The organism is Shewanella polaris (assembly GCF_006385555.1).
GTDB lineage: Bacteria > Pseudomonadota > Gammaproteobacteria > Enterobacterales > Shewanellaceae > Shewanella > Shewanella polaris.
Genome location: NZ_CP041036.1, coordinates 769,408 through 780,878, shown reverse-complemented (window position 1 = coordinate 780,878; position 11,471 = coordinate 769,408). Strand labels below are relative to the sequence as shown.

10 protein-coding genes are annotated in these 11,471 nt (G+C 40.4%); 6 read left to right on the top strand and 4 right to left on the bottom strand.

The annotated features are described in order from the left end of the window. Positions 1-51: 51 nt before the first annotated feature. Genes FH971_RS03345 through FH971_RS03335 form a run of 3 tightly spaced genes read left to right on the top strand, consistent with a single transcriptional unit; the run spans position 52 to position 5,031 of the window. Complete coding sequence (locus FH971_RS03345) at positions 52-2,109, top strand: hydantoinase/oxoprolinase family protein (protein ID WP_140233352.1); 2,058 nt, start codon at positions 52-54, stop codon at positions 2,107-2,109. A gap of 17 nt (positions 2,110-2,126) precedes the next feature. Beyond that, a complete protein-coding gene (locus FH971_RS03340) occupies positions 2,127-3,839 on the top strand; it encodes a hydantoinase B/oxoprolinase family protein (RefSeq protein ID WP_140233350.1) in 1,713 nt (570 codons plus the stop codon). A gap of 40 nt (positions 3,840-3,879) precedes the next feature. After that, a complete protein-coding gene (locus FH971_RS03335) occupies positions 3,880-5,031 on the top strand; it encodes an MFS transporter (protein ID WP_140233348.1) in 1,152 nt (383 codons plus the stop codon). A gap of 30 nt (positions 5,032-5,061) precedes the next feature. Here the strand turns inward: FH971_RS03335 and FH971_RS03330 are convergent, their stop codons facing one another. Further along, positions 5,062-5,589 carry a peptidylprolyl isomerase gene (locus FH971_RS03330; protein WP_140233347.1) on the bottom strand — a complete coding sequence of 176 codons (528 nt, stop codon included), beginning with the start codon at positions 5,587-5,589 and terminating at the stop codon, positions 5,062-5,064. Between the two features lie 147 nt (positions 5,590-5,736). Here FH971_RS03330 and FH971_RS03325 point away from each other — a divergent pair, with 147 nt between their 5' ends. Next, complete coding sequence (locus FH971_RS03325) at positions 5,737-6,234, top strand: Lrp/AsnC family transcriptional regulator (protein WP_167495976.1); 498 nt, start codon at positions 5,737-5,739, stop codon at positions 6,232-6,234. Positions 6,235-6,402: 168 nt separating this feature from the next. Further along, the gene (locus FH971_RS03320) at positions 6,403-7,104 is read left to right on the top strand and encodes a DUF3581 domain-containing protein (RefSeq protein WP_140233346.1); all 702 of its coding nucleotides are present in this window, start codon (positions 6,403-6,405) and stop codon (positions 7,102-7,104) included. A gap of 158 nt (positions 7,105-7,262) precedes the next feature. Here FH971_RS03320 and FH971_RS03315 read toward each other — a convergent pair whose 3' ends face one another. The 3 genes from FH971_RS03315 to hldE all read right to left on the bottom strand — a co-directional run bounded on the left by FH971_RS03315 (position 7,263) and on the right by hldE (position 10,366). After that, positions 7,263-7,727, bottom strand: a complete 465-nt coding sequence (locus FH971_RS03315; RefSeq protein ID WP_137222915.1) for a TetR/AcrR family transcriptional regulator — start codon at positions 7,725-7,727, stop codon at positions 7,263-7,265. A 224-nt stretch (positions 7,728-7,951) separates the two neighbouring features. Next, positions 7,952-8,932, bottom strand: coding sequence for a hypothetical protein (locus FH971_RS03310; protein ID WP_140233345.1), 981 nt, complete (start codon positions 8,930-8,932; stop codon positions 7,952-7,954). 3 nt (positions 8,933-8,935) lie between these two features. Beyond that, positions 8,936-10,366, bottom strand: a complete 1,431-nt coding sequence (hldE, locus tag FH971_RS03305) for a bifunctional D-glycero-beta-D-manno-heptose-7-phosphate kinase/D-glycero-beta-D-manno-heptose 1-phosphate adenylyltransferase HldE (protein WP_137222919.1) — start codon at positions 10,364-10,366, stop codon at positions 8,936-8,938. Positions 10,367-10,470: 104 nt separating this feature from the next. On the opposite strand from hldE, the gene FH971_RS03300 reads away from it, so the two are divergent. Then, positions 10,471-11,397: an LpxL/LpxP family Kdo(2)-lipid IV(A) lauroyl/palmitoleoyl acyltransferase gene (locus FH971_RS03300; RefSeq protein WP_140233343.1), complete on the top strand. Its 927-nt coding sequence runs from the start codon at positions 10,471-10,473 to the stop codon at positions 11,395-11,397. Positions 11,398-11,471 lie beyond the last annotated feature (74 nt).

The following is an 11,471-nucleotide window of genomic DNA, read 5'->3' as shown; positions in this document are numbered from 1 at the left end:
GGGTCGCCCATTTATATGGCGACCCTTTCTGATTTATTTAAAGAGATTATTATGACGATTAGAGTTGCGACTGATGTCGGTGGTACGTTTACTGATCTTGTTTACATTGAACAAGGCACAGTAAAAGCGGTTAAAAGTGATACTACCCCACCTAATTTTGAGCAAGGGGTGATCAATACTGTTGATAAAGCAAATATATCGTTAGCCGATGTCGACTTTTTTGCACACGGTTCAACCGTGGTTATCAACGCGATTACCGAGCGTAAAGGCGTGAAAACGGCGTTAATTACCACTCAAGGATTTCGCGATGTGTTAGAAATAGCCCGGGGTAACACCCCTGATATTTTTAACAATTGCTATCAAAAACCAACGCCTTTTGTTGAGCGCCATTTACGCAGAGAACTACCCGGACGCTTAGACCATTTAGGCCGAGAAATAACGCCGCTTGATCTCTCATTATTACCAGAGATCTTAACGTACTTTAAATCCCTAGATATTCAGGCTATTGCGGTGTGCTTTTTACATTCTTATTTGAATAATGAGCATGAAAAAGCAGCCGTAATAGCGATCCAAAAATACTGGCCTGAAGTGGATGTTATTGCCTCTTATGAAATTTCATCGGAGTGGAGAGAATATGAGCGAACGAACACCACAGTATTATCAGCATATGTGCTCCCACCCGCTCAGCAATACTTAAATAAACTGAATGAAAAACTCGCCGAAAAGGGATTAAAAAATGCCCCTTACATCATGCAGTCAAATGGCGGTATTGCAACCTTAAAGGCCGCCTGTAAAAACCCTATTACACTTGTAGAGTCAGGCCCTGTAGGCGGGATTTTAGGCGCTGTAGCATACGGTAAAGTTATCGGTGACGAAAACCTGCTAGCTTTAGATATTGGAGGTACAACAGCAAAGTGCTCCCTCATTAACCAAGGTGAAACGCGGATCACCACCGAATACATGCTCGAGAAAACACAGAGCACAGCAGGTTATCCCATAAAAACCCCCGTAATTGATATCGTTGAAATAGGTAATGGTGGGGGCAGTATTGCCTGGGTAGATGCTGCAGGTAGTTTACATGTAGGGCCAAAAAGTGCCGGTTCAACGCCAGGACCTGTGGCTTATGGTCGTAATGGTACAGAACCTACGACAACAGATGCCAATCTTTATACGGGACGAATTAATCCCGACAACTTTGCGGGTGGAGAAATCAAACCGGCTCAACAAGCTGTGCATAACGCCTTCAAAAAGCTCGGTGATACGCTTGGTGTCACCGCCATGGAAATTGCACATGGTGTATTGAAAATTGCGAATTCAAACATGGTTAATGCCCTTAAGCTTATTTCGGTAAACAGAGGTTTTGATCCACGCGACTTTTCACTGATGGCATTCGGCGGCGGCGGGGCTTTACACGCCACTGCGCTAGCAAAAGAACTTAATGTTCGAAAGGTCATTATTCCGCCCTTTGCTGGGGTGTTTTCAGCATGGGGAATGCTGATGCTTGATTTACGTCGAGATTATATTCACACCCATAAAATCAGTATTACCCATGATAGCAAAACAGACATTGGTAAAGCTTTTGATGGCGTGATGGCCAATGCATTAGCAGACTACAAAGAAGATGGTTTTAGTGAAGATAAAGTGATGTTAGAGCTTTATGTTGATGCTCGTTATCATGGCCAAGAACATACAGTAAAAATACCTATTCCTGCGTTATCACTTGATAATAAAGAATTTATTGATACTTTATCCCAACGTTTCCATCAAGCTCACAAGCAAGAATATACTTTCAACCTTGAAGATTCAGCGATAGAAATTGTTAACATTCATTTGGTTGCATTTGGTCTATTAGATAAAGCTGAAATTACCCCAGTAGCAAAAAGCGAAAGTGCAGATGCCTCTACTGCGATTATTGGCCAACGCGATGTCGATTTCGATGAATTGGGAACCCACAACACCCCTCTTTATAATCGTGAATTATTGACTCACGGTATGAAATTCTCAGGGCCAGCCATTATTGAAGAACCAACGACTACGACAGTCATTCTGCCCGACAACAAAGTAGAAATAGATGCTTTTGGTGGCATACATATCCACTTAACGTATTAAGTTAAAGGATTTTAAACATGACAATAATTCAAGCCAACAAGGAACCTCAGCAGCCTAAATCTGTTGATATTTTTACTATAGAAATCATTAAAAATGCCTTAATCGCGATTGGCGAAGAAATGTTTTTAGCGTTGAAGCGCAGCAGTAAAAGCCCCATTATTTATGAATCATTAGATTATGGTATTGGGGTAACAGATGCCCAAGGGCGATTAATATCACAAGGTAACGGTATTCCGGGTTTTATAGGAACACTCGACGCCGCAGTGCAGCGCATCATTGAAAAGTTTGATGCCAATAATATTTATGCCGATGATGTATTCATCTTAAATGACCCATACTCAGGCGGAGGTACTCATTTATCAGATGTTTGTATGATCCGTCCTATATTTTATCAGCATACATTGGTTGCATGGACGGCAAATAAAGCTCATTGGACTGAAGTTGGCGGCAAAGACCCTGGAAGCTACAGTGCTGATGCAACCTCTATTTACCAAGAAGGCCTTCAGTTCCCGGGTATCAAAGTGTATGAAAAAGGCATTGCCAATCAATCGCTGTTAGATTTGATTGAAGCAAATGTGCGTTTACCGGAAATGACCTTGGGTGATTTAAAAGCCTGTGCGGCATCATTAAAAGTAGGTGAGCAGCGCTTTTTATCTTTGATAGAAAAATATGGACAAGAAACAACATTAACAGCAATTGATAAACTATTAGATCACGGCGATACCATGGTGTTTGAAAAGTTTAAAACGTTACCCAAAGGCGACTTTTATGCTGAAGACATTATCGACGAAGATGGTATGGGACACGGCCCCTTTGTCATTAAAGTCAAAGTCACTATCACTGATGAAGAGTTTATTTGTGATTTTACAGGTTCGTCAAAACAAGCTCTTGGGCCAATTAATTGCACTATGGGTGTGCTTGTTTCGGCAGCGAGAGAAGTATTTATGGGCGTTGTAAAGCCCAATGCAGCGGCTACTGACGGTTGCTTTAGACGTCTTAGAGTAGAGTGTCCAGAGGGCACAATATTAACAGCCCAGCGCCCTGCTCCTGTTTCATCCTATTTTGAGTCGATGGTTTGTGCAGCGGATGTGATCCGTAAAGCACTCTCCTCTGCCATTCCAGATGTATTAACTGCAGGTCAATTTGGCTCTGTGTGCACAATAAGCTTATCGGGAATTAATCCTCTGACAAAAGAACCATTTTTGTTGGTTGAACCATTAGTCGGTGGTTGGGGAGCAAATATCATCAAAGATGGTGAGTCTGGTCAGTTCTGTGTTGGCAATGGCGAAACTAGCAATATACCCATAGAGATCACTGAAGAGCGTTATGGTGTTCGCGTTGAGCGCTATGAATTTAATCCAGATAGTGCTGGTTGTGGTGAATTTCGCGGTGGTAAAGGGGTTATTCTCGAGTATCGCGTATTAGGTGATGGAGCTGATATTTCGAGCTTTTTTGGTCGAGGGATCACACCAACATGGGGAACCAATGGTGGCCAGAACGGTTCTTGTAACTATATCGCGATTATTGATAGTGATGGCAATGAAAAAGCTAGATTCAGTCGAAAAAGCCGATATCCTTTAGAGAAAGGTGACTTAATACGCTTAGTCACTGGCAATGGTGGCGGTTGGGGAGACCCGTTAAAACGTTCAGCACAATCTATCACTAAAGATATTGTTAATGGATTTATTTCCGAACAGGAAGCTATAGAAATATACCAATATAATCAGTAACTTTATTGAATGTTAAGACTTCTAAAAACAAAAGGATTATATGTCTACATTACCAATTCATAAAACCAAAGATTTTGCATTTGGTTTAGCAGGCTTGTTAACCGCTCCAATTGGTTACTTAGTATTATTATTTTTGCCTGTATATTTAGAAGTTATTGCATTAACAATGAAGCTGACAAGTGTGCAAGTGGGGTATTTAGCCGCTACCGATGCGATGGGTATCGTGGTGGCTACCCTCGTATTTTCAACATTTGTTTCAAAGCTTAATTTCAGGAATATCGTCATTGCCGGAGTATTACTGAGTTGCTGTGCAAATTTGGCATCAGCCTATACCGGTGATTTTTTGGTGTTGTGCCTCATTCGAGTTATTGCAGGCATTGGTGAAGGTTTACTCGTGGCCGTTGGCATCACTTCAATCGGTATGACAACTAACCCAAATCGTTGGTTTGGGTTTTATACCGCGGTAGTCGTTGCCGTTCAAGCACTCGGGCTGGTAGCTGTTGCACCTATTTATCAATTTGCTGGGCTACAGGGGGTATTTGTCGCCATGGCAATATTTTATTTAACACCATTATTTGTCATCAACAATTTACCAAAAAACAGTCAAAGCTACAAAAGTAAGCTTACAAATGATGGCGCTATAAACACAATTCCCACGCGATACTTTCTTATCGCACTTGCTGGTTTATTTTGTTTTTACATCGGTATAGGCGGTACGTGGAGTTACATTTCCTTTGTGGGTACGGATGCAGGATTATCTTTAGACTATGTTTCTCAAGCACTCGCCCTTGCTATGATAGCAGGCTTATTAGGAGCACTATTCTTTGCTTGGTTAAATATTAAAGGCAAGAGCACCTTGTTGCTACTGCTCTCTATTGTATTGATGAGCGCTTGTTTGATTTTTGTGTCTTTTGAAGTCAGTGAATTTAAATATTTAGCTTTATTAAGTATATTCAGTTTCTTTTGGAGTATTGTGGGCGCAAGAACTTTTGCGATTATTTCAGATGCAGACCACTCAGGAAAATATATTACTGCAGCCCAAACCTGGGTTGGTGTCGGTTACATTGTTGGTCCGGTTGCGGCAAGTGAAATTATGTTAGACTTTAGCTACTTAGGGGTAAATGTAATGGGATCTATCTGTTTTGTTGCGTGTTTTATATTAATGATCCCTCTAGCTTACCAATCAAAATAAGGCTATCCAATAAACTAAATAGCCTTGAAATCAAATCAAGGCTATTGATTTTATAGTGATTTCGTTCTTAAGATATTCTTGTGGCTCTGCCTGTTCAAAAATACTTGTTAACGCGTCCATGCCGTCAGTAATTCGGCCAAAAGCAGCAAAACCAAGGCCATCACTATAACGTTTACCACCATAATCAAGTTCTAATTGATCGCCAATACAGAAAAAGAAGCTACCATCAGCACTACCCGGTTCAAATCTCGCCATCGAGATGGTGCCATGAATATGTGAAAGCCCAGAATCTTTTGTTGACTCATGGATTATAGACGGTAAAAGTAAGGGATGTTCAGGCGGTAATCCTGCTTGGATCACTTGAATTTTTGTATTGGCATCTTCAGGCTGCTCAGCATTACTTTCAGTGACAATTCGAAATATCGTCGAGTCATTGAATCGTTTTTGTTGGACATAATTTAAGAAGTTACTGACTGTTACGGGTGCTTTATCAGCGTATAGAGTAACGATGAGGTCGCCAATGTCAGTGTGTATTTTTACTTTTGGGTTATGTATCACCTATACTCTCCAGAAAATCATAATTTAATAATTATCATATATTTATTAAAAATTTTAATCGGAAATATGTTAACTATTTTGAGTTATTTGGTGAATAATGCCTACAAATCAGGTTATTCTTTTGCAAGGCATAAAAGGACAAGATGAATGATAAAAAAACCTGTCAAACTGGATAAAATAAATCGAAATATTCTTATTGAACTACAGAATAACTCTCGAATTAGTAATAACGAATTATCTGAACGGGTAGGTTTGTCACCCAGTGCATGCCTACAACGAGTAAAAGCGATGGAAGATTGTGGCTATATATTACAGTATGTTATGGCGTTAGATATCAATAAACTCTGCGTTAATGTAAAAGCCTATATCAATATTAAGCTAAAGAGTAACACCTACCAAAACTGCTCTATTTTCGAGCGTTCTGCAAAAAAATACCCTCAAATTGTCGACTGCTTAAGAGTGAATGGTGAAATTGATTATATCGCTTTTGTCATTTGCACTTCGATTGAAGAGTTTAATCACTTTTGTGATGAGCTTTTACAGGCGGATTTAGGCATTGAAAATATAACCTCTCACTTCGTACTTGACGAGCCAAAGTGGTTTGGAGGATACCCATTGAATAACTTGCAATGGAAAGATGTGTAATTAGGGCCTAGTCATCGGGTGAGTTTATTTGAAGTTTTAAAGTACACTCTCGCTCAATTAACTATTTTATTAATAAATTGTTGCCCTAAAGCATGTTTGTTGCTGCATAATCAGTAACAAACCGCTGTGGTGCGACAGCAGACAACTGACCAATAAGAATTATTCTTTATGTTTTTATCACCTTATTTTACCAAGCAAGATCAAAGCGTGTTCATCTCTGCCCAGCAAGCCAGTGACTTTGCAAAGAAAGTTGCAGGCGATTTCAACCCTATCCATGATGTGGGCGCTAAACGTTTTTGTGTTCCAGGCGATTTATTATTTGCGCTTGTACTAACCGAGTACGGCCTTAGCCAAAATATGCAATTTAAGTTTGCTGGTATGGTAGGTGATAATGTTGAGCTTCACGTAGATAAAAGTGTCGGCGATAAATTCAGTATTTGCGACACCAAAGGTAAGGAATACCTTCACATTGAGCGACAAGGTGAAGTGTGCAAATGCGATGTACAAACAGCTGCATTCATTAAAAGTTATGTGGCTTTTTCTGGCTTAAACTTTATCCATGTACTCGTACCGATGATGAAGCAATACAAGGTAATGATTAACCCTGATCGTCCATTAGTTATTTACGAAAGCATGTCTTTTCATCTAGATAGCTATGACTTTGAGGACATCAGTCTACATTTAATCGACCAGCAGTTGTTGATTAATGGCAAACGTGGAGATGTCACCTTAAGCTTCGAATTACGTCATAACGAACGAGCCATTGGAACAGGAAAGAAAACATTAGTCCTCAGTGGACTACGTGAATATGATGAAGATAAAGCACAGCAAATGTGTCAAAATTACGAATCTCGTAAAGTGACGTTATAACCCACCTCAGTTACTTCAAATATCGCTTATTCCATTAAGAATAAGCGATATGTATAATTTACCTAAGGTCTATTTATCTTTCGTGGTTAACATTTATTGGATAAACAGGCCCTGATTTTAACAAACCCTACATCGAATGAAATTCATACAACTTTGGATTAAAGTGTACTTTCGAGTAACAAAAACGCACTATAACCAATCAGCTGATTAATACATTTCCCACCGTTATCACCCAACTCAGTTATCGCTATTTTTTTAGCAGTATTTACTGCGCTAAAATAAGTGACACTATTGTCATTTGTGCCACAAAGACTAAAAAACAATTTTAAAACCGCTTTATGCTCTTTATGTTGTAATGCTTTTCTCCACGATAATTCTAGTGATGCAACAGAACTAAAATCGAGTGCTTCAACAAAAAACTCTCCGATCCGTTGATCTAAACGCACTAAAAATTCTGTTTTACGTGGAAAATGATGACTAATACCTGTTCGACTAACTCCAATGGCTGTAGATAATGTCGTATACGACATCGCATCAAAACCAATTGTGAGTATTTGCTTAAAGGCTTCATCTAAAATTTGGTTAACAGTTAACTCAGTTTCAACTCGAGAACGTTTGGCCATAAATAGTCTCTCTAATTTTTTTTTAGTGCAAGAGCTTACCAGACCCCACTAGAAAATTCTGCTAAGAATTGGCACATTTACAACATATTTAACCGTACAATATCTAGGTAAACAGAACATTATCGCGATAATGATTTATTAACCCTTTAAAATCAAAGGTTATCAATAACTACAACCCAATAATTTGTATATGCTAAAAATAATAATTAATAAACATTTACATATCACTTTGCTGTTGAGAATTGCTTTTTAAGCCATTGCTGTGATTTAGTTTTACCCATCAACTGTTTTAACGTCGGTGTCAGTACTTGAATTAACTCAGGTTGACGCCAAAACATATACTCAGGCAAAGATTGAACAGAGCTAAAAGTGCGCTGGACTAAACTCGAAAACTCCCCCATATCACGCGGTGACCACGCAGGCATTAACGGATAAACAGCCGTTAAAAAATCTTCATATCGAGAAAAATGCTGTAATTGTTGGACATCGTAATGACTCAGCACAATTTGAAGCTGAGGCGCACTCCAATGTGACAAATTACCGCTGTCATTAATCAGTGCAAGATTACGCCGATGGAACTGTTGCCATACTAAATCGAGTTGTTGGTATTGCTGTGCAACACACCATAACAAATACAAGTCTGCTAGCCATTCATGCTGATATTCTGTTAGAGAGTAAGGTAAAACGCTGCCTTGTAATGAAATATTGTATAAATGTCCTATTTCATGCCACAAAGTTAGTTTTGTTTGATTGGTTAACGGCAACTGATAAGTTGTTAAGCCAATAGCACCACTTTGCTCAAGCATGTCTTTAGCTGGATTAATGATAATAACGCCCGCAATGCTGTCACTTTCAGCAACGAGCACCATCGCACTTTTACGCCCAATAGCGCGGCGAATATTGGCAACAGAAAAAGACGTTTGGTGTTGTAATGACAAAGGGAGTAACGCGATACACTTTTTCAATGCAGGTAAAGAACAGACTAGCGCTTGTTTCTTTGCTATTGGGGTAAAATAAGCTTGGCGAACATCATCATTCGCCAAACCATCTTCAACCATAACAGCTGTTGTTTGAACTTGATTTATGACTAAAGGTTGCGGCGAAATATACTGGCCAGCATTAACAAAGTGACCAACAAATAACGGTACACAAGCAACACTACAGCTTAATAACTTGAGTAATGACCGTTGCCAGTATCTACACATCAACTATTTTTGCGACATAATATTTTGAATAATCGCGGTAGTTGATACACCGTCCTCAAATCCGAGCACTTCAACCTTGCCACCAGCAGCAATCACTTCAGCACCACCAGCAATATCTTCCACTTTGTAATCGCCGCCTTTCACTAAAGAGTCAGGCAATAAACGTGCAATGATACGTTGTGGCGTGTCTTCAGCGAAAGGAACAACCCAATCTACTGATGCGAGTCCAGCTAAAACTGCCATACGGCGATCTACTGGATTAACAGGACGTCCAGGACCTTTTAAACGGGTAACTGAGTCATCATTATTTACCGCAACAATAAGACGATGTCCTAACGCTTTGGCTTGTTGCAAATAGCTTACATGGCCAGCATGTAAAATATCAAAACAACCATTAGTCATCACAATACGTTCACCTCGTAAACGTGCTTGCTCCATCGCATAAGCCAATTGATCCTCTGTCATCACCCCAAAACCAGACTCGCCATGATTCAGGGCTAATGCTTGTATTAGTTCAATGCGGCTTACTGTTGATGTGCCTAACTTGCCCACAACCACACCCGCAGCAGTATTGGCAATCGCACAGGCTTGCGCCAATGTAGCACCGGCAGCAATCGAGGTCGCTAAGGCAGAAATCACGGTATCGCCGGCGCCAGTCACATCGTGAACCTCACGGGCAACCGTTGGAATATGCAATTCAAGTTGGTCTTGCGACACTAACGTCATGCCTTTTTCTGAGCGAGTCACTAAGATGGCATCAAAGTTATGCAACTTAATCAGCTTTTGGGCTTTTTCAATTAAATCAGCTTCGCTAGTAACGGTACCGACAACTGCTTCAAACTCACTCATATTTGGGGTGATTAATGACGCACCATGATAACGGGCAAAATCATGACCTTTAGGATCAACTAAAACCTTTACTCCTTTGGCTCGAGCTTTAGCAATAAAATCCTTTGGCTCATCAATGGCGCCCTTGGCATAATCAGACAATACCAATACATCGACATTATCTAAAATCGCTTCACTTTGAGCAAATAACGCTTGGCTAGTTGACTTATCAAAAGGCTCTTCAAAATCTAAGCGGATCAATTGTTGATTACGTGACAAGACCCGTAATTTAGTAATCGTTGGCTTGTCTGCTACGGTGAGCCATTGCGGTTCAACACCAAACACTTTAACCCCTTGGGTAAGTGCTTGCGCAGTTTCATCTTGGCCAACAATACCCGCTAACTGGACTTGACCACCTAACGTAGCAATGTTTAATGCCACGTTAGCAGCGCCGCCGGGTCTATCTTCAATTTGGTTAATTTTAACAACAGGGACTGGGGCTTCAGGTGAAATGCGTCCCGTAGGGCCAACCCAATAGCGATCTAACATTACATCGCCAATCACTAAAACGCGCGCATTTTCAAAAGCTGGAAGAGAAACCTTCATAGTGTATTCGCTGTCTAATAAAAAATTAACCGTGATTGTACCTAATTTTCAGCAAAATATGAGTTAGAATAACAAATAATTTTTACGAACTAGACGAGTTATCTGTGGTCGAGAAAGCCGAATTTTCTTCTGATTTATATCATCCTAAACATTGGCCTATGTGGTTAGGCGTCGGTTTAATGCGTTTAACCCTGCTATTACCCTTATCTTGGCAAATGAAAATTGGTAGCAGTATTGGTCGATTAGTGATGAAAGTAGCTGGTGGCCGAACTCATACAGCAAAACGTAATATCGAGTTATGCTTTCCAAATATGAGTGATACAGACAAACAGAAACTGCTTGAGCGTACTTTTGAAGAAACCGGTAAAGCATTATTTGACACCATTAATGCATGGTGGTGGTCTAACGAGCGCGTGCAGCAACACATGACCATTAAAGGCACTGAGCATGTTAGTCAAAGCCTAGACAATGGCAAAGGGGTGATTTTATTTGCCGTACATTGTTTACCACTTGAAATGGGCGCGCGAATTTTTGGCCAGTTTGCCCCGGGAATTGGAGTATATCGTCCCCACAACAATCCGGTGATGGAATACTTACAAGTCAAAGGTCGCTTACGTTCAAACAAAGGCTTGGTACCTAAGCGCGACGTGCGCCAAATGATCCGCAGTTTGCGCAGCCCAGACGTTATTTGGTATACCGCCGATCAAGATTTTGGTCGTTCAAGCGCTGTATTTATCCCATTTTTTGGCGTACCCGATGCTGCAACCATTACTGGTGCTACTGCACTAGCGAGACTAGGTAAAGCCAATGTGGTGCCTTTTTTTGTAGAACGTAATGCAGATGATAAGGGCTATACCCTTGAAATCATGCCGCCTATAGAGAACTTCCCCGGCGATAATGAAACTGACGACGCCATTCGTGGAAACCAGATTGTTGAACAACTGATTAGCCGCAACAAGGAGCAATATATGTGGCTACATCGTCGCTTTAAAACCCGCCCCACTGAAGACACGCCATCCTTATATGACTGATTTTATTTAATCGACAACTCGAATGTGGTTAATAAAAGAAAGCGCCATTAGGCGCTTTTGGGTTAATGTTAATC